The sequence below is a fragment of the Pseudomonas sp. BAV 4579 genome (assembly GCF_009765395.1).
GTDB lineage: Bacteria > Pseudomonadota > Gammaproteobacteria > Pseudomonadales > Pseudomonadaceae > Chryseomonas > Chryseomonas aestiva.
The window spans coordinates 20,175-38,734 of the sequence record NZ_WHOV01000009.1 but is presented as its reverse complement, the minus strand read 5'-3'; the positions used below and the strand labels follow the sequence as shown (position 1 = coordinate 38,734).

General features: G+C 65.8%; 13 protein-coding genes and 1 pseudogene. 7 read left to right on the top strand and 7 right to left on the bottom strand.

All coding sequences use genetic code 11. The annotated features are described in order from the left end of the window. Positions 1-62 precede the first annotated feature (62 nt). A complete protein-coding gene (gene putA, locus GSQ95_RS03725) occupies positions 63-4,031 on the bottom strand; it encodes a trifunctional transcriptional regulator/proline dehydrogenase/L-glutamate gamma-semialdehyde dehydrogenase (protein ID WP_158890165.1) in 3,969 nt (1,322 codons plus the stop codon). Between the two features lie 257 nt (positions 4,032-4,288). Further along, positions 4,289-5,278, bottom strand: coding sequence for an LLM class oxidoreductase (locus GSQ95_RS03720; protein ID WP_158890167.1), 990 nt, complete (start codon positions 5,276-5,278; stop codon positions 4,289-4,291). A gap of 472 nt (positions 5,279-5,750) precedes the next feature. Between GSQ95_RS03720 and GSQ95_RS27040 the strand changes: the two are divergent. Then, a pseudogene (locus GSQ95_RS27040) lies at positions 5,751-6,770 on the top strand (methyl-accepting chemotaxis protein); the annotation flags it as partial. After that, complete coding sequence (locus GSQ95_RS27035; protein WP_372241631.1) at positions 6,756-7,628, top strand: methyl-accepting chemotaxis protein; 873 nt, start codon at positions 6,756-6,758, stop codon at positions 7,626-7,628. The pseudogene GSQ95_RS27040 and the gene GSQ95_RS27035, both read left to right, overlap by 15 nt. 482 nt (positions 7,629-8,110) lie before the next feature. Here GSQ95_RS27035 and GSQ95_RS03710 read toward each other — a convergent pair whose 3' ends face one another. Continuing rightward, positions 8,111-8,686 carry a nucleotidyltransferase family protein gene (locus GSQ95_RS03710; RefSeq protein ID WP_158890172.1) on the bottom strand — a complete coding sequence of 192 codons (576 nt, stop codon included), beginning with the start codon at positions 8,684-8,686 and terminating at the stop codon, positions 8,111-8,113. 261 nt (positions 8,687-8,947) lie between these two features. Between GSQ95_RS03710 and GSQ95_RS03705 the strand changes: the two genes are divergently transcribed. From GSQ95_RS03705 to GSQ95_RS03695, 3 genes are read left to right on the top strand one after another with little or no spacing between them, the layout of a single operon-like run. Continuing rightward, a complete protein-coding gene (locus tag GSQ95_RS03705; protein WP_158890174.1) occupies positions 8,948-10,570 on the top strand; it encodes a methyl-accepting chemotaxis protein in 1,623 nt (540 codons plus the stop codon). Between the two features lie 51 nt (positions 10,571-10,621). Continuing rightward, positions 10,622-11,743 carry a hypothetical protein gene (locus GSQ95_RS03700; protein WP_133860492.1) on the top strand — a complete coding sequence of 374 codons (1,122 nt, stop codon included), beginning with the start codon at positions 10,622-10,624 and terminating at the stop codon, positions 11,741-11,743. A gap of 11 nt (positions 11,744-11,754) precedes the next feature. Next, positions 11,755-12,156 (top strand): phosphate ABC transporter substrate-binding protein, encoded by a 402-nt coding sequence (locus GSQ95_RS03695; RefSeq protein ID WP_133860491.1) that lies wholly within the window; start codon positions 11,755-11,757, stop codon positions 12,154-12,156. A 57-nt stretch (positions 12,157-12,213) separates the two neighbouring features. Here GSQ95_RS03695 and GSQ95_RS03690 read toward each other — a convergent pair whose 3' ends face one another. From GSQ95_RS03690 to yrfG, 4 genes are all read right to left on the bottom strand, one after another. Then, positions 12,214-14,538 (bottom strand): FdhF/YdeP family oxidoreductase, encoded by a 2,325-nt coding sequence (locus GSQ95_RS03690; protein ID WP_158890176.1) that lies wholly within the window; start codon positions 14,536-14,538, stop codon positions 12,214-12,216. A gap of 16 nt (positions 14,539-14,554) precedes the next feature. Then, the gene (gene fdhD, locus GSQ95_RS03685) at positions 14,555-15,370 is read right to left on the bottom strand and encodes a formate dehydrogenase accessory sulfurtransferase FdhD (protein WP_158890178.1); all 816 of its coding nucleotides are present in this window, start codon (positions 15,368-15,370) and stop codon (positions 14,555-14,557) included. 94 nt (positions 15,371-15,464) lie between these two features. Continuing rightward, complete coding sequence (locus GSQ95_RS03680; RefSeq protein WP_133860488.1) at positions 15,465-16,358, bottom strand: LysR family transcriptional regulator; 894 nt, start codon at positions 16,356-16,358, stop codon at positions 15,465-15,467. 72 nt (positions 16,359-16,430) lie between these two features. After that, positions 16,431-17,090, bottom strand: coding sequence for a GMP/IMP nucleotidase (yrfG, locus tag GSQ95_RS03675; protein ID WP_158890180.1), 660 nt, complete (start codon positions 17,088-17,090; stop codon positions 16,431-16,433). Positions 17,091-17,153: 63 nt separating this feature from the next. Here yrfG and nudE point away from each other — a divergent pair, with 63 nt between their 5' ends. Both nudE and cysQ read left to right on the top strand, forming a co-directional pair. Continuing rightward, a complete protein-coding gene (gene nudE, locus GSQ95_RS03670; RefSeq protein WP_059316538.1) occupies positions 17,154-17,720 on the top strand; it encodes an ADP compounds hydrolase NudE in 567 nt (188 codons plus the stop codon). After that, complete coding sequence (cysQ, locus tag GSQ95_RS03665) at positions 17,717-18,559, top strand: 3'(2'),5'-bisphosphate nucleotidase CysQ (protein WP_158890182.1); 843 nt, start codon at positions 17,717-17,719, stop codon at positions 18,557-18,559. Before nudE ends, cysQ begins: the two co-directional genes overlap by 4 nt. Position 18,560 lies beyond the last annotated feature (1 nt).

Below are 18,560 nucleotides of genomic sequence, written 5' to 3'. Positions count from 1 at the left end.
TCGAAGCCCAAGGGTTGCACGAATGTCGGACTTCGCCGCATTCAGCTCCGCCCGACCTTCCCTCAGCCGATGGTCATCAGACTCGCATTGCCCCCCGCCGCTGCCGTGTTCACGCTCAGGGCGCGCTCGATAAGCAGGCGTTCCAGCGGAATGGCAGTCTCGCCACGGGCCAGGCCCTGGACACCAAAGATGGGGCCACTGCGCTTGGCCACCTGCTGGCAGACCTGGCGCAGCTGATCGGAATCGCCGTGGTGCAGGACCGCTTCGAAGGCGACCTCGTCCTTGCGCCAGTCGGCCGCTACCTGCACCCGCGAGCGTACAGCCTGCGGCAGGCGATTCAGCGTGGCCTTATGGGCCTCCTCGATCAGCGCTGTGCTGCCCACCGCCATGACCGCTGCCAGTTGCAGCAGCAGATCGCTGTCGTCCGCCGCCAGGCACAGCACCCGGCTGCGTGGCAGCAGGCTGTAGCTGTTGCGCTCACCGGTCGGACCGGGCAGCAGGCGGGTCAGGCCGCTCAGGGACTCTTCGGCGAATCTCAGGCAGGCCTGCTCCAGCTCGCCCAGGCCTTGCTGCCTGGCCCAATCGTGCAGGGCGCCCAGCGGATTGCCGGCCTGCTGGCGCAGGGCATCGCGCACCTGCCATTCGGTCTCGCCGGTGCTGCCCTTGGCCAGGGCCACGGCGGGATCGCCATCGGGACGGGTGCTGAGCAGGCGATAGAGGTAGAGCGGACCGCCCGCCTTGGGACCGGTGCCCGAGAGGCCTTCGCCGCCGAAGGGCTGCACCCCGACTACCGCGCCGACCATGTTGCGATTGACGTAGAGGTTGCCGGCATGGGCGCGCTCGATCACCTTGGCGATGGTCTCGTCGATGCGGGTGTGGACGCCAAAGGTCAGGCCGTAGCCGGTGGCATTGATCTGGTCGATCACCTTATCCAGGTCCTTGCGGCCATAGCGCACCACGTGCAGCACCGGCCCGAAGACCTCGCGACCCAGTTCGGCCAAGCTCTCCAGCTCGATCAGGGTGGGCATGACGAAGGTGCCGCGGTGGATGGCGTCGCCTTCGACACGACCGCCCTGATGGACCCGGCGGCCTTTGCCTCTCAGGGTCTGGATGTGCTTGTCGATGGTGGCCTTGGCCTCGCCGTCGATCACCGGGCCGATGTCGATGGCCAGGTTTTCCGGGTTACCCAGGCGGCATTCGGCCATGGCGCCCTTGAGCATCTCCAGCACGCGATCGGCCACGTCCTCCTGTACGCAGAGCACGCGCAGGGCCGAGCAGCGCTGACCGGCGCTGTCGAAGGCGGAGGCCACCACGTCGGCTACCACCTGCTCGGCCAGCGCCGAGGAGTCGACGATCATGGCGTTCTGGCCGCCGGTCTCGGCGATCAGCGGAATCGGCCGGCCCTGGGCATCCAGGCGTCCGGCGATGTTGCGCGCCAGGATCTGGGCCACCTCGGTGGAGCCGGTGAACATCACACCCTTGACCCGTACATCGTTGACCAGGGCGGCGCCGATGGTGGAGCCCTCGCCCGGCAGCAGTTGCAGCACGCCCTCGGGGATGCCGGCTTCCAGCAACAGACGCACGGCCTGGGCGGCGATCAGCGGAGTCTGCTCGGCCGGCTTGGCCAACACGGTATTGCCGGCGGCCAGGGCCGCGGCGATCTGGCCGCTGAAGATGGCCAGGGGGAAGTTCCAGGGGCTGATGCAGACCACCGGACCCAGGGGGCGGTGGCTGTCGTTGGCGAAGTCACGGCGCACCAAGGCGGCGTAGTAGCGCAGGAAATCCACCGCCTCGCGTACCTCGGCGATGGCGTTGGCGTAGGTCTTGCCAGCTTCGCGCACCAAGAGGCCCATCAATGGCTGCAGCTGCGCCTCCATCAATTCGGCGGCGCGATCCAGGGCCGCGGCGCGCTGCTCGGGCGGGGTGGATTGCCAGATGGGCGCGGCGGCCAGGGCCTCTTCCAGGGCGATGTCGACATCGGCGCGGGTGGCGTTGCTGACCTGGCCGACACGATCGCGGCGATCGGCCGGATTGAGCACCGGTTGCGGAATCGACGGCTCGCTGGCGCGACCCAGCAGCGGACGGGCTTCCCAGGCGGTGTTGCCACTGGCCAGCAGCGCGGCCGACAGCGACCCCAGGCGGTGCTCGCTGGACAGGTCCAGACCGCTGGAATTGCAACGCTCGGCGCCGTACAGGGCGCTCGGGTGGGGAATGCGCGGATGCGGCAGGCCGATGGCGCCTTCACTAGTGGACTGCTGCTCGATCTGCACCACCGGATCGGCCACCAGCTCGTCGAGGGAGATGGAGTGGTCGGCGATGCGGTTGACGAAGGAGGTGTTGGCGCCGTTTTCCAGGAGGCGGCGGACCAAGTAGGCCAGCAGCGTCTCGTGGGTGCCCACCGGGGCATAGATGCGGCACGGCCGCGCCAGCTTGCCGTCCTTGACGCTGCCCACCACCTGCTCGTACAGCGGCTCGCCCATGCCGTGCAGGCACTGGAATTCGTACTGGCCGGGATAGTAGTTCTGCCCGCCGAGCTGGTAGATGGCGGCCAGGGTGTGGGCGTTGTGGGTGGCGAATTGCGGGTAGATGGCTTCCGGCGCGGCCAGCAGCTTGCGGGCGCAGGCCAGGTAGGCCACGTCGGTGTAGACCTTGCGGGTATAGACCGGATAGCCCTCCAGGCCTTCCACCTGAGCGCGCTTGATCTCGCTGTCCCAGTAGGCGCCCTTGACCAGGCGGATCATCAGGCGGCGACGGCTGCGCCGGGCCAGGTCGATCAGGTAGTCGATCACCAGCGGGCAGCGCTTCTGGTAGGCTTGGATGACGAAGCCGATGCCGTTCCAGCCGGCCAGTTGCGGCTCGAAGGACAGGCGCTCCAGCAGATCCAGGGAGATCTCCAGGCGATCGGCTTCCTCGGCGTCGATGTTCAGGCCGATGTCGTAGCGCTTGGCCAGCAGGGTCAGTTCCAGCAGGCGCGGGTAGAGTTCGCTCATCACCCGGTCGTACTGGGCGCGGCTGTAGCGCGGATGCAGCGCCGAGAGCTTGATGGAGATGCCCGGGCCTTCGTAGATGCCGCGACCGTGGGAGGCCTTGCCGATGGAATGGATGGCCTGCTCGTAGGAGGCCAGGTAGCGGCGCGCGTCGGCCTCGGTCAGGGCGGCCTCGCCCAGCATGTCGTAGCTGTAGCGGAAGCCCTTCGCCTCGAACTTGCTGGCGTTGGCCAGGGCCTCGGCGATGGTCTCGCCGGTGACGAACTGCTCGCCCATTAGGCGCATGGCCATGTCCACGCCCTTGCGGATCACCGGCTCGCCGCTCTTGCCGATGAGGCGATTGAGCGAGCTGGTGAGGCCGGCTTCGTTGTGGGTCGACACCAGGCGACCGGTCAGCAGCAGCCCCCAGGTGGCGGCATTGACGAACAGCGACGGGCTGTTGCCCAGGTGCGGCTGCCAGTTGCCGGTGCTGATCTTGTCGCGGATCAGGGCATCACGGGTGCCCTTGTCCGGAATGCGCAGCAGGGCTTCGGCCAGGCACATCAGCGCCACGCCTTCCTGGGACGACAGCGAGAACTCGCGGAGCAGACTCTGCACCATTCCGGAGCGCCCGGTTGCACCCTTGGCGTTGCGTAGCTTCTCGGCGATGCGATGGGCCAGCTCGTGGGTGGCCTTGGCCTGGGCTGCGGGCAGGCGCGCCTGCTCCAGCAGCAGCGGCAGCAGCTCTTCTTCCGGCCGGCGATAGGCGGCGGTGATGGCCGAGCGCAGCACGGACTGCGGCAGGATGCTTTCGGCGAATTCCAGGAACGGCTGGTAGACCGGATCGGCCAGGGCCTCGACGGCTTCGTTGTCGCCCTCGGCCAGACGCTGGGCAATACCCTGCAGATCGGCCAGGGTCGCGCCGCTTTCCAGGGTCTCCAGATAGGTATAGATGGCCTGCTTGATCAGCCAATGGGGCGTCCGATCAATGCGGCGCGCCGCTTCCTTGAGGCGATCGCGGGTGGCTTCGTCGAGCTTTACGCCCAGAGTGGTGGTAGTGGCCATGCGCAGGTCCTCAAGCAAGAAGGCGTCGAAATTCGGCGCAGCTTAGCGCTGCTCGAAATAAAAGTGCAACCAAGTGCAACCCATGAAGTTCTACCGTCGATCTGGTTGCACCAGCAGGCGGTAACAGATCGCAAGGCTATGCAGAGATCAGGCCAAGAGGTGCGACCAGGTTGAACCCCTGGCAGAGGGGGCCTGCCCGACGAAGAGCGATCGTTAGCCTGGCAAGTGTTACCTGGCTTCACACCAGGGTGCCGGCTTCAGGCCAGGGAAGGGAAATGCGGCAGGACGAATTCGCCCAGTTCCTGGACCACCTCGCCGGCCGGACGCCGCGAGGGCCGCAGGTTGAGGGCTAGGTGATTGACCCCTGCCTCCTGCAACTGGGCAAGGTAGTCCACCAGCGCGCGCCGCCCGCAGGACAGTCCGGCATGGATGGGCCGTGGCGGCTGGGCCGGATCGCTGGCCAGCTCGAAGAACAGCCCCTGGGCGAACGGCTTGAACAGCTCGCGCCCGCCGATCTCGTCCAGCGCCTCGCGCCAGACCCGCGTCAGGGCCGGGACGTGCTCGGCGGGCACGAAATAGTAGAACCAGCCATCGGCCTTGGCGGCGATCCAGTCCACCGTCTGCCGACTGCGCCCGGTCACTAGCGCCGGGATGCGGCCGTGCACCGGTTTGGGCACCAGATCGGCCAATCCCTGCAGATCGCCGAAACGACGAAATTCACCCCGGGGAAAATTGGTCTCGCCGGCCAGCCGGAACATCTCGAAGGCATCGCGGAAGCGCTCGCCTCGCCGCTCGAATTCGCTCTCCAGGCCAAAGGCCGGGTACTCCACCGGACGATCGCCGGAGGCCACCCCCAGCACCAGCCGACCATCGCTCAACTGGTCGACCGAGGCCGCCATCTTGGCCAGGTGCAGCGGATGGCGCAGGGTGATGACGGCGCTGCCGGTGGCCAGGGTCAGGTGCTGGGTGATGCCCGCCAGGTAGCCAAGATAGGTGAAAGGCTCGAACACCTGGCCGGCGTCGTTGAAGCCGGGATCGTAGAAGGGCACGTCGCGCGCCCAGAGCGCCGCGAAGCCCAGCTGGTCGGCCAGCCGCGCCAGGCGGGCATGGTCGCGCAGGGTCGGCATGGGATCGTCGGGATAGCCTTCCAGCGGCAGCAGAAAACCCAGGGTCAGACGACCCGGCGCGAACAGTCGCGAAAAGCCCGGATGCTGCAGAAAGGCGCGGCGACGCTCCGTGGTGGACATGGGGTTCCTTGCCGGAGAGGGAAAGCGGATGACCTTTCTATGGAGTCTAGCGGCATTCCAGGGTTCGCCGGATAACCGATGAGGGCGCGAGGCGTCGCTCTTCTGCACCAAGGCCGCATCTGCTGGCGACGAGGCCTCCCGCCACCCTTCCCTGCCGGATCCAGGCCAGGACCTCTCGATCCCCACCCTTTGGCTGTATCACTAAAGCATGACTAATAAAAAACAGCCCATTAAAACGGCACCCCTCGTTCCACCTGAACTTCGTGGCCAGGAATCTACTTCTTCAATAGTCCCGATACTGGAGACCAGCAAACAGCGGAATCCCTCTTTAAGCCTCTATATAAAGATTAGACTTACCATTATTTAAATGTTGTAAATACCAAACTTTTCCCCAAGACCCTCGGCTAGAATCCGACGCCCTCAGCACTCCTCGAACCCCGGAACTTTCCGCCGAACGTTGGGAAATAGCCCCATGAAAATGAGCAACATGAGTGTTCGTACGAAGCTGTTTTCCGGCTTTACCGTCCTGATCATCCTGACCCTGGCTATCGCCTATGCCGGCTGGAACGGCATCCAGGCCCTGGGCCGACGCGGCAACCTGATCGAACAGTTCAACCAGATCGGGCTCCTTGCCCGCGACATGCGCAATGCGCGCAAGGACTTTGCGATCCTGCCGGAAGCGGACCAGGCCAGTCGCTGGAAAAGCGGCATCGATGCCCTCGAACAGCACTTGCAGGATGCCCGTCCGCTGTTCAAACGCCCGCAGAGCAAAGCGCTGCTGGCCCGCACCGAACAGACCCTCAGGGAATACCGTGACCTCTATCGGCAGACGCTGAAGGTGACCCAGGACCGCACCACCACCCTGCAGGACGTGCGCAACACGGGCGATATGCTGGACAAGCGGTTGCAGGAGGCGTCCGGCGCCCTGAACCGCGCAGGCGATCAGGCCAGCGCTCAGTTGCCTTCCCTGCTGGCGGCGCTGCAGCAGCTGCGGATTCACCTGCACCTCTATGTACTCAAGTCAGCCGGCCCGCAACAGGAAGCCTTGCAAGCGTCCCTGGACAGGGTCGGCGAGGTACTCAAGACCCTGCCTTCGACCCCGGAATTGCAGCAGCTGCCAGGGCTCCTTGACGAGTATCAGCGCCAGGTCCAACAGCTGTTCAGTATCCAGAAGGCGTACCAGGAGGTTAATCAGGGCCTCTACCAGCATATCCAGGTGCTGCTCAAGACCTCCGACGAAATGAAACAGATACAGAGCCAGTTCCGCCTCGACGATATCCGCGAGGCCAAGCTGATGCTCTTCGGCGGGCTGCTGCTGGCGATACTGCTCAGCCTGGTCGCGGCCTGGATCATTACCCGCTCCATCGTGACGCCGCTGCGCCAGACCCTGGCGACCGTGGAGCAGCTCGCTGCCGGCGACCTGACCGTGCAGATCGAGGCAGCGCGCAAGGACGAGATCGGCCAGTTGCAGGCGGCCATGCAGCTCATGATCGTCAATCTGAGCGATCTGATCCGCGAGCAGAAGGATGGCGTCATCCAGGTCGCCAGTGCCGCCGAGGAACTCTCCGCCATCACCGAGCAGACCCGCGCTGGCGCCTCGGCACAGAAGATGGAGACCGAGCAGATCGCCACCGCCATGCAGCAGATGAGCGCCACCATCAATGAGGTGGCGCGCAATGCCGAACAGGCGTCGACGACCGCCCGCGAGGCCACCCTCAAGACCCGCGAGGGTGACGAGATGGTCAACCAGGTCGCCACCCAGATCCAGACCCTGGCCCAGGAAGTGGACAGCACCCAGACCACCATGGAGTTGCTCAGGCAGGACGCCGACCGCATCGGCGGCGTGCTGGACGTGATCAAGGCGGTCGCCGAGCAGACCAACCTGCTGGCGCTCAACGCCGCCATCGAAGCCGCTCGCGCGGGTGAAGCGGGCCGTGGCTTCGCCGTGGTCGCCGACGAGGTGCGCGGCCTGGCGCAGCGTACGCGCTCCTCCACCGACGAGATCGCCAGCCTCATCACCCGGCTGCACGGCAGCACCGACAAGATGAGCGCCGCCCTGGATCGCAATATCCAGCTGACCGGCGACAGCGTCGACCTGACCCGCCAGGCGGGCGTGGTCCTGGGCAGCGTCAGCAGTGCGGTGAGCGAGATCGAGGCCATGAACGAGCAGATCGCCACCGCGGTCGAGCAGCAGAGCGCGGCCGGTGAAAACATCAGCCGCAGCGTGGTCAAGGTCCACGAAGTCGCCGACCAGACCGCCGCCGCCACCGAGAAAACCGCCGGTTCCAGCACCGAGCTGGCCAACCTGAGCCTGCAGCTGCAAGAGCTGACGTCGCGCTTCAGGGTCTGAGGCCTGTTCGGCTCCCGTTCCGCTGAGGGCCTGGCCTGCCCTTGTCACGGACAGAACCCCCGGACGTCTATGACCGGGGGCTTATCCAGGCATGACGTCCAAGGGCGTCTTCCCCCTGCACTTCGGCGACCTTCCAACCAGGCACAAACCCGGAGCGGAAGAGTTCCTGTTATTGGGTGAAAGATCCATTGCGAAGTTAAGTGGGCAATAAACTCCTCACGCCGAGCGAAGTTCATCAGCGTCTGGGCGAAGAAAATCTTCAATAGTCATAAACTTGAAACAAAGACTCCAGGATCCATGTTCTTTTTGTTATCGGTTGAACGATATCTCTTATCTCAACAGATAGTTCCACCTGGAGCCAGGGTGTTTGTCACCGAACCGCTCGTGAGTTCCTGCACAGGCCTTTCCCTGTCACTACAGCGGCAAGACCCGGCGTGTTGCCAAGTTCCTGGCAATGAACGCCTTCCCAGCGCCGCTGCTGTTCAACCCGGATCGTCGTTCAGGCGATCCATTCGTACCTGCAATCGCGGCCAGCGCTCCAGCCAGCCCTTGGTCGCGAGCCGCAGGCGAAAGGCTTCCGGCCGGGGCCGCCAGGGATTGGGCGTGAGATGCAGGGCCAGGAGCCCTTCCTGGGCGAAGGGACTGACGACTTCGAGCTCACCTTCGGCGGTCAGGCGCGCGGCCAGGGCCGTTTCCACCTCGGGCCAATGGGCCATGGCATCCCGGCAGTCGCGATAAGGGCGATCGTCATTGCGCAGATGCATCCGCGCCTGATTCTTCACCGACCAGGGCCAACCCGGCGCCCGCTCCGCCAGCGTCATCTCGATTTCCCTGTCCCGCTCGGGTCGACAGTCGGTCGCGTCGAAATGGATGACATCCAGGTCCGCCAGCGGCGTCGATTCGGCATGGCCATGCCGTCGATCCCAGACCAGGTTGCGCACGAAGCCTGCAGCCAGCCAGGCGTCTGGCAGTTGCAGGTCGGCGAGGACGCGCAGCAGGCGCAGACGCTCGGCATCGGCCTTCAACCAGGATTCGATCTGGGAGAACATGGGGGTCATGGCAGGACTGATCAGTCTAAAAATCCCGAAGATGACCGCCTGCACCGCCTTTCGCAACGCCCATCGCCAATAATCGCAATAACGTTTGGTCGTCTTAAGTTTTACCAGCAGATGTCGAAAATGTGACGGCTTCGCTTAATCACGTTTGCGAGGCCAACAGGACGTGGTGATCGGTCAGGACATGACCCTTGGCAAGCCCTCGCTCGAAAAGAGGGTGCCGCACCTCGCTGCTTGCTACTGCCCATGCTTCCCGAGGTGTAGATGTTTCGTAACCTGTCGCTGACGCTCAAGCTGTCGCTGCTGCCGGCTGCCGCTCTGCTGGGCCTGCTGCTCTACGTGGCCTATACCTCCGCCCAGCTGGCTGGCAACGATCAACGTCTCGACCAGCTGGAAAACCACAGCTATCCACTGCTGGAAAAGGCCGACGCGGTGCTCTTCCAGTTTTCCCGCCTGCCCGGACTGTTCAATAGCGCTGTGACCGCCAGTGAACTGGAAACCCTGGGCGAGGCGCGCAAGGTGGTCGACGACATCGACAGCCGCCTGCAGGAAATGGCCGACCTCACCCGCCAGACCTCGGCGCGCAACGACGAGATCTCCGGTTGGCGCCAGGGCATCCATCGCTATGCGGACAACGCCCTGAGCGCGTCCGAACAGCTGATCAAGGGCAGCGGTTCCTTCGATTCCCTGCGGCCCAATCTGGACCGCATGGCCACGGATCTCGCCGCGGCCCAGCAGTTGGGCACCACCCTGCGCAGCCATGCCTATACCGACTTCCAGCAGACCCTGGCCCAGGCCCGCGACCAGAATGCCGACACCACCCGGGTCGGCATCTGGCTGAGTCTGCTGCTGGTGGTGATCCTGGCCGGCGCCGCCGTGCTGACCATCCGCAGCGTGCTCGGCAGCGTGCGCGAGGTGATCACCTCGCTGCGCGCCATCGCCGAGGGCGACGGCGACCTCACCCGTCGCCTGCAGGTCGGCTCGCGGGACGAGATCGGCCAGATGACCGCACTGTTCAACGTCTTTCTCGATCAGCTGCAGGGCACCATCAAGGCCATCGTCGATGCTGCCCACCCGCTGGGCCAGGTGTCCGGCGAGCTCTACAGACTCACCCAGACGGTGGAGAACAACGCCCGTTCCCAGCAGGGTCACACCGAGTCCATCGGCCGTGACATCCAGACCATGAACACCAACCTGCACGAGGTGGCCGACCGCTCGCGCGAGGCCGCCGACCAGGCCTCCGCCGCGGCCGAGCAGTCCGCCGCCGCCCGCACCAGCATCGGCCAGCTGTCGCGCAACATGGGCGAACTGGACGACAGCGTGCGCCAGTCGGCCGAGTCCATGCAGCAGCTGGAACAGGAAACCCGCCGGGTCGGCCTGGTGCTGGACGTGATCAAGTCCATCGCCGAGCAGACCAATCTGCTGGCGCTCAACGCCGCCATCGAGGCCGCGCGAGCCGGCGAACAGGGCCGCGGCTTTGCCGTGGTGGCCGACGAGGTACGCAATCTGGCGCAGAAGACCGCGCGCTCCACCGCCGAGATCCAGCAGATCATCGAACGCCTGCAGGGCAACGCCCAGCGCGTGCTGCAGGCCATGCAGGGCAGCCATACCCAGGCGCAGGTCAGCGCCAGCAGCTCCCAGGCCGCCACCGCGATGCTCGAAGGCATCGCCCAGGCCGTGGCGCGCATCAACGACTACAACGCTCAGATCGCCCTGCTCACCGGCGAACAGTTGAGTCTTTCCGATTCGATCAGCAGCGACACCCGCCGCCTGCAGACCGATACCCAGTCCAGTGCGGACAGCACCACCGCCACCGCCCGCATGGGCGAGCAGCTGGTGGTGGTCGACACCGATCTCCGGCAGGCGACCTCGCGCTTCCGCATCTAGCTAGACCTATACCGACTTTCCCTATACCGAGAAACCTCTAGGAGCATTTCCATGGCTTTTGCACGTCTGCTCGCCTTCGGCGCGGCCCTCACCTGCGCGGGATCCGCGCTCGCCCTCGATCAGGGTGACTATCGCTTCAACGGCTTCGGCACCGCCGGCATCACCCACCTGGGCGGGGAAGACGACGGCCGCAGCTTCGGCATCAACGGCCAGACCAACGATCACTGGCGTGGCGATCAGCTGAGCAAGCTGGGCGGCCAGTTCCAGTACGGCCTGACCGACAAGCTGGACGCCACGGTGCAGGTCACCGCCAAGGCCGAGCAGGACCAGTGGAAGGCCAACCTGGAATGGGCCTATCTGGCCTTCCACGCCACCGACAACCTGACCTTCCGCGCCGGCCGCCTGCGCACGCCGGTGTTCATGTATTCCGAGACCCTGGACGTGGGCATCACCTACCCCTGGCTGCGCCTGCCCGACGAGGTCTACAGCCAGGTGCAGGTTTCCAACTACGAAGGCGCCGACGCCCTCTGGAGTCTGCCGGTCGCCTTCGGCACCCTGAACGTCCAGGTGAGCGGGGGCCAGGCGGTCAATCGCAACTACTTCGTCAACGATGATCTCTATGACATCGACTACAAGCGCATCGCCGCCGCCAACGTCAGCCTGGCGACCAACGAATACGGCACCGTGCGCCTGGCCTACACCGAATCGAGCATCGACCTGCACTACCCGTTGCTGACCCTGGACGACCAGAAGGGCAAGTTCACCTCGCTCGGCTACCAGTACGACAACGGCACCTGGCTGACCAGCAACGAATGGACCCGTCGCGTCATCGAGGGCGACAACCAGGGCAGCAGCAACGCCTTCTACCTGATGGCCGGTCGCCGCTTCGGTGACTTCCTGGCCCACGTGACCTACGCCCAGCTGGACGAAGAACGCGCCGGTCGCCAGAGCTCCTGGACCTATGGCCTGAACTACAACATCACCCCCAGCCTGGTGCTCAAGAGCGAATACAAGCGCGTCGACACCACCGGCGGCTACAACGGCACCTTCGTCAAAACCGACAGCGAGAGCATCGCCAATGCCGTCTACGACCGCAGCGGCGGTCGCTTCGGTGCGCCGGCGCGCAACTTCGACGGCGACATCGTCAGCATCGGCCTCGACTTCATCTTCTAAGGAATCCGCCCATGAGTTCTCTCCGCCTGCTCACCGGCGCCGCCCTGCTGTTCAGCGTCGGTCTGGTCCACGCCGAAGTCGCCGTGATCGTCAATCCGGCCGCGGCCAAGACACCCGGCCAGGATGAAGTGGCCAACATCTTCCTCGGCAAGGACAAGTCGCTGAAGGGCGTCGACCAGAAGGACTGGTCGGCCACCAAGGAGACCTTCTATGCCAAGGTCGCCAACAAGAACGAAGCCCAGCTGAAGTCCTACTGGTCAGGCCTGGTGTTCACCGGCAAGGGCCAGCCGCTGCCCAGCGTGGCCGGCGACGCCGCCGTGGTCGCCCAGGTAGCCGGCGAAGCCGACGCCATCGGCTACGTGGACAAGGCCGCGGTCACCGACAAGGTGAAGGTCCTCTTCACCCTGCAGTGATAGGCGCACCATGAAAAAAGCCGTCTCGCGACGGCTTTTTTCATTTCCGGGAAGGCCTCAGGCCACCGAGGCGATGCGGTTGCCGGCGCTGGCCTTCTCGACCTTGATGGCGACGAACTTGGAGGTCGGGGTGAAGCTGCCCTCGCCGTAGCTCTCCAGGGGCACCAGCGGATTGGTCTCCGGGTAGTAGCCGGCGGCCTGGCCGACCGGGATGTCGAACGGCAGCGCGGTGAAGCCGCGGACCCGGCGCTCGATGCCGTCGTCCCACAGGGCGACCAGATCCACCTTTTCGCCGGCGGCCACGCCCAGCCGATCCAGATCGGCCTGGTTGACGAAGACCACGTCGCGCTGGCCCTTCACACCGCGATAGCGGTCGTCGAGGCTGTAGATGGTGGTGTTGTACTGGTCGTGGGATCTCATCGTCTGCAGGATCAGATCCGGCTTGATGCCCTGGCGGCGGACCGCGTCCGGCAGCAGGTCATGCAGCAGCGCATTGGCGGCGAAATTGGCCTTGCCGGTGGCGGTGTTCCACTCCCGGCGCCCGGCCTTGTTGCCCAGGTAGAAGCCACCGGGCGCGGCCAGCCGGGCATTGAAGTCCTGGAAACCGGGGATGACGTCGGCGATCAGGTCGCGGATGCGGTCGTAGTCCTCGATCAGCCAGTCCCAGTCCACCGGGTGGTTGCCCAGCACGACCTTGGCCAGCCCGGCGACGATGGCCGGCTCGGACTTCATCTGCGTCGACAGCGGCCGCAGGATGCCGGCCGAGGCATGCACCATGCTGAAGCTGTCTTCCACGGTGATGGCCTGCTTGCCGCCCTTCTGCACGTCCGTCTCGGTGCGCCCCAGGCACGGCAGGATCAGCGCCTGCTGACCGGTCACCAGGTGGCTGCGGTTGAGCTTGGTGGCGATGTGCACGGTCAGCCGGCACTTGCGCAGCGCCTTGTGGGTGCGCGGGGTGTCCGGGGTGGCCTGGGCGAAGTTGCCGCCCAGGGCGATGAACACCTTGGCCTGACCCTGCTCCATGGCGGCGATGGCCTCCACGGTGTTGTGACCACGGTTGCGCGGCGGCTCGAAGGCGAAGCGCTTGGCCAGGGCGTCGCTGAGCCAGGCCGGGGCCTTCTCGTCGATGCCCATGGTGCGGTCGCCCTGGACGTTGCTGTGGCCGCGCACCGGGCAGAGACCGGCGCCGGGTCGGCCGATGTGGCCGCAGAGCAGCTGCAGGTTGGCGATCTCTTGCACCGTGGCCACCGAATGGCGGTGCTGGGTGATGCCCATGGCCCAGCAGATGATGACCTTCTCGGCGCGGGCATACATGCGCGCGGCCTGCTCGATCTCGTGCAGCGACAGCCCCGACTGGCGCTCGATCAGCTCCCAGGAGGTGACGTCGACCTGGGCCAGGTAGTCGTCCATGCCGAGGGTATGGGCGGCGATGAATTCATGGTCGAAGACGCGCTTGCCACCCTTGGCGGCGGCTTCGCGCTCCCACTGCAAGAGATACTTGGCGATGCCGCGCAGCGCCGCCATGTCACCGCCGAGAGCCGGACGGAAATAGGCGGTGTTGGTCGGCCGCGAGTCGTTGGTGAGCATCTCCAGCGGATTCTGCGGATGCTGGAAGCGCTCCAGGCCACGCTCCTTGAGCGGGTTGAAGCAGACCACCTGGGCACCGCGCTTCACCGCGTTGCGCAGGGTCTCGATCATGCGCGGGTGGTTGGTGCCGGGATTCTGGCCGATGACGAAGATGGCATCGGCCTCGTCCAGGTCGTGATAGGTCACGGTGCCCTTGCCGACGCCGATGCTGCGGCCCAGGCCGACGCCGCTGGCCTCGTGGCACATGTTCGAGCAGTCGGGGAAATTGTTGGTGCCATAGGCGCGCACGAACAGCTGGTAGAGGAAGGCCGCCTCGTTGCTGGCGCGACCCGAGGTGTAGAACTCGGCTTCGTCGGGGCTGGCCAGGGCCTTGAGCTCCTTGGCGATCAGCGCGAAGGCGGCGTCCCAGGCGATGGGCACATAGCGATCGGTGGCGGCGTCATAGCGCAGCGGCTCGGTCAGGCGGCCCTGGTATTCGAGCCAGTAGTCGCTCTGCTCCTGCAGCGAGGTCACGCTGTGGCGAGCGAAGAAGGCCGCATCGACACGGCGCTTGGTGGCTTCCCAGTTGACCGCCTTGGCGCCGTTCTCGCAGAACTTCACCAGGCCGTTTTCCGGCGCCTCGCCCCAGGCACAGCCCGGGCAGTCGAAGCCGTGGTCCTGGTTGGTCTTGAGCAGCGTCCGCAGATTCTTGAAGGCGTTGCCGCTGTCGAGCCAGAAGTGCACCACGCTCTTCAGGGCGCCCCAGCCGGCGGCGGGGCCTTGATAGGGTTTGAAGGACTGCTGAGGTTTGTTCATGGCGATTCCCGTGGGATCAAGGGGCTACCGGCGCCGGGGCATAGACCCGCGGTGGCGACCGGTGCGGCAGGTGGATCAGATTGAGACGATGGCGGCGCGCCCATTCCACGGCGAGCCCGGTGGGCGCCGACAGGGTGATGAGGGTGGCGAGCCCGGCACGCACCGCCTTGTGGATGAGTTCGAGACTGCAGCGACTGGTGACCACCACGCAGCCCTCGCGCACCGGCTGGCGCTGGCGCAGCAGGGCGCCGATCAGCTTGTCCAGGGCGTTGTGGCGGCCGATGTCTTCGCGGCACAGGGTCAGTTCACCCTGAGCGTCGATGAACAGCGCGGCATGCACCGCCCCGCTGCGTTGCCCGAGATCCTGGGCGGCATCGATCCGCTGGCGCAGGTCATGCAGATGAGCGGCCGGGGGCAGCCGCACCTTGCGCAGTCGATCCAGCTGCGGCAGCGCCTGTTCCAGGGCCTCGACCCCGCACAGGCCGCAACCACTGGTCCCCGCCAGCTGGCGGCGCTGCTGCTTGAGCGCCCAGAAGGTGCGGCTGCTGATCTCGACGTCGACATTGAGCGCCTCGCCCACACGCCGCACCTGGATGCCATAGATGTCGTCGATGGCATCGACGATGCCGGCGCTGAGGCTGAAACCGACCACGTAGTCTTCCACATCGGCCGGGGTCGCCATCATCACCGCATGGCTGATGCCGTTGTAGGCGATGGCCAGCGCCACCTCTTCGGCCAGCGGCTGTTCGCCCCCTACGGCAGGTTGCTCCAGCTCGGCGAAGGCATAGCCGGCGGGGGGCGCGGCAACAAGGTCTGGCGATTGCTGGGACATGGGCGAAAACGACCTGCGGCGGTTTGACACAGATCAAAGATTAACCAGCACATCCTGGGGCGTCTAATCGCTATGACCGATGCCTTGATAAACGCTATCTATCACTCTCGGCGTAGAGCGCCTTGACCGCTTGGAAACAGGCATCGGCGACCGCCAGTCGGGGTTCGGTCCGACGAATGAGCAGTCCCAGGGGCGTCAGGGTGCGGGCCGTGTCGATGGGAATCAGCCGGGCATGGGGAGTAAGGCGATCGAAGCCGCCGGCCAGGGGCACCACGGCGCAGCAGAGTCCGGCATTGACCGCCTGCAGGAGCAGATAGACCGCATCGGTCTCCAGCACCGGTTGCGGCGTCAGGCCCAGGCTGCGAAAGCCGTGGTCCACCGACTGGCGAAAATGCATGGCGCCGGTCAGCAGGCCAAGTGGCAATCCGGCCACCGCCTGCCAATCCAGCGCGACCTGGTCGAAGCTGAAATGCCGCTCGTCATAGAGCAGGCCCATGCGCGTCTCGGTCAGGGTCAGGCTGTCGAAGCGCGCCGGATCCAGGTGTTCCAGGTAGGAGATGCCCAGCTCCAGGCGATTGCTGGCCACGGCTTCGAGGATGCGCTCGGTGCTCAGCACCTGCAGCTGGAAGTGCAGCTTGGGGTGCAGCAGGCGCAGGTGCTGCAGCAGCGGCATGGGATCGAAGCTGGCCAGCGGCACCAGGCCGACCCGCAGGGTGCCCACCAGTTGCCCCTGGAAAGCCTGGGCCTCGGCATAGAGCCCGTCATGGGCGGCCATCAGGGTGCGCGCCCAGGCGAGGATGCGCTGACCGGCCTCGGTGAAGCCCTCGAAGCGCTGCCCGCGGCGCACCAGCTCCACCCCCAGCTCGTCTTCCAGGCCGCGCAGGCGCATCGACAGGGTCGGCTGGGTGACGTGACAGCGCGCCGCGGCCTGGCCGAAGTGCCGCGTCTCGTCCAGGGCGATGAGAAAGCGCAGTTGCTTGATGTCCACCGGTCTACTCCGCGATCTGGCCTGCTTGGCCCCCTCTCCCCCTGGCAGAGGGTTGGGGTGAGGGTCTTTTGTTCAGGCTGGCAGCAACTCCCGATAGTCCCGCACCGCCTCGAACTCCTCGCTGTCCTTGGGTCCGCGCCGGCTGTCCGGCTCGTGGATCGCCAGCAGGTGGGCGACCCCGTAGTCGCGGGCGCTGCGCAGGATCGGCAGGTTGTCGTCGATGAACAGGGTGCGCGCCGGATCGAAGGCGAAGTCGGCCTGCAGGGCGTGCCAGAACTGCTGTTCTTCCTTGGGAAAGCCATAGTCGTGGGAGCTGATCAGCCGGTCGAAATAGGGTGCCAGCTCGATGCGCTCCAGCTTCAGCGACAGGGAATCGCGATGGGCGTTGGTGATCAGCGCCACCCGCTTGCCGGCGCGCTGCAGGGCGGCCAGGAAGGTATCGGCATCCGGACGCAGGGCGATCAGGTGGGCGATCTCCTCCTTGAGTTCGCGCATGGAAAAACCCAGCTCGGCGCTCCAGAAGTCCAGGCAATACCAGGTCAGCCTGCCCTGGTGGCTGAAAAACAGCGGCTCCAGCTCGGCCTTGGCCAACGCCAGGGACTGGCCGTGGCGCTCGGCATAGCGCTGCGGCAGGTACTCCAGCCAGAAATGGTTGTCGAAATGCAGATCGAGCAGGGTGCCGTCCATGTCCAGCAACACGGTATCGATACGGCTCCAGTCGAGAGGGGTCATGGTGACTCCGGATCATGTAACAGGCGGGTTATCATACCCGTCCGCCCAGCCCAGGAGCCGTCCATGCGCCAGAAACCCACTGTTCTCGCCCGACAGATCGTGGCCAAGAGCCGCCTGTTCACCGTCGAGGAGATGCAGTTGCGCTTCGCCAACGGCGAGGAACGCACCTATGAGCGCCTGGCCAACAAGGGCACCGGTCACGGTGCGGTGATGGTGGTGGCCCTGCAGGACGCCACCCGCGCCCTGCTCATCGAGGAATACTGCGGCGGCGTGGAAGACTACGAATTGTCGCTGCCCAAGGGCCTGGTGGAGCCGGGCGAAGAGATCCTCGACGCCGCCAATCGCGAACTCAAGGAAGAGGCCGGTTTCGGCGCCCACCAGCTGGAATACCTCACCGCGCTATCGCTGAGCCCGGGCTACATGAGTCAGCGCATCCATGTGGTGCTGGCCCGCGACCTCTATCCGGAGCGCCTGCCGGGCGACGAACCCGAGCCCCTCGAAGTCAGCAGCGTCGACCTGCGCGAGCTGTCGCAGCTGGTGCAGAATCCGCGCTTTTCCGAAGGCCGCGCCCTGGCCGCCCTCTACCTGGTGCGCGACCTGCTCACCCAACGCGGAGAACTGCCGGCATGATGGCGCCCGTTTCCATTACCGCTCCGCTGGTACTCAACGTCATCGACCTGGTGCGCCAGGCCGGCGCGGCCATCCTGCCCCACTGGCGCCAGGGCGTGGCGGTGCGGCAGAAGAGCGACGACTCGCCGGTGACCGCCGCCGACCTCGCCGCCCACCGGGTGCTGGCGGACGGCCTCGCCCGGCTGACCCCGGACGTGCCGGTGTTGTCGGAAGAAGCTTGTGACATCCCCTTCGCGGCGCGCAGCGCCTGGGACGTCTGGTGGGTGGTCGATCCCCTGGACGGCACCAAGGAATTCATCGATGGCAGCGAGGAATTCACCGTCAACGTGGCCCTGGTCGAACGCGGCCAGGTGATCTTCGGCGTGGTCGGCATCCCCACCCGGGACGTCTGCTTCAGCGGCGGCCGCGAACTGGGCGCCTTCCGCATCCAGGGCGAAGACGGCATCGAGATCGGCGTGCGCGTCCAGCCGGAAGACGCCTTCACCGTGGTCGCTAGCCGCCGCCACGGCAGTCCGGCGCAGGAACGCCTGCTGGACGGACTGCATACCTTGGTAGGCGAACCCAAACGGGTAAGCGTCGGCAGCTCGCTCAAGTTCTGCCTGCTGGCCGAAGGCCTGGCCGACTTCTATCCCCGACTCGCCCCCACCTCCCAGTGGGATACCGCCGCCGCCCAGGGCGTGCTGGAAGGCGCCGGCGGCGAGGTCGTGACCCTGGACGGCCAGCCGCTCACCTACGAGATGCGCGAGTCCTTCCTCAACCCGCACTTCCTCGCCCTGCCCCGCGAGGCCGCCTGGCGGCAGCAGGTGATGGAGCTGGCCGGGTCGTTGGGCGACGCCTGAA